The 545-nt window shown below is 66.8% G+C and carries 1 protein-coding gene; it reads left to right on the forward strand.

Annotated features, from left to right (window positions below):
• Positions 1–146 precede the first annotated feature (146 nt).
• Positions 147–374 carry an ATP-binding protein gene (locus tag DEQ92_RS21680; protein ID WP_115821770.1) on the forward strand — a complete coding sequence of 76 codons (228 nt, stop codon included), beginning with the start codon at positions 147–149 and terminating at the stop codon, positions 372–374.
• The last annotated feature ends 171 nt before the right edge of the window (positions 375–545 follow it).

A 545-nucleotide genomic window follows, 5' to 3' on the forward strand; every position in this document is an offset into this window, starting at 1 on the left:
GATTCACCGAGACCGACTTCGCGTTCGACGCGCCCGACGATCTCGGCGGGACTGTCCGCGCCAGCGACGGGCTCCGGACGGCGCTCGACGAACTGCTCGAAAACGCCGCCGAACACGGCGGATCGCCGATCGAAGGATAGGTTCGCATCCGTCCCGACGTGGTCGAGCTTTCGGTCACCGATCACGGGACCGGCATCCCCGAGCACGAGCGGACAGTCGTCGCGGGCGACGTGGACATCACCCAGTTGACGCACGGCAGCGGGCTCGGACTCTGGGTCGCGAAGACTGTCGCAGACACCCACGGCGGGTCGCTGTCGTTCACCGAGACCGACGACGCGACGACGGTGACGCTGTCGCTGCCGCGAGCGGCCTGATATTCTCTTCGGGGCTCCCGTCTGCTCCTCCGCCTCCCGTATCGATGCGCCGGGTTGGGACGCCGGCAATGCGTGCCATCGACGAAGGCTTATATCGGTCCGGGGGTTGACCTTGGAGTATGCGTACGGGAACGACCTCACGATCCCGAGCCATCGATGCGAGACCGGACC

It is taken from the genome of Haloferax sp. Atlit-6N (assembly GCF_003383195.1).
Classification (GTDB): Archaea; Halobacteriota; Halobacteria; order Halobacteriales; family Haloferacaceae; genus Haloferax; species Haloferax gibbonsii.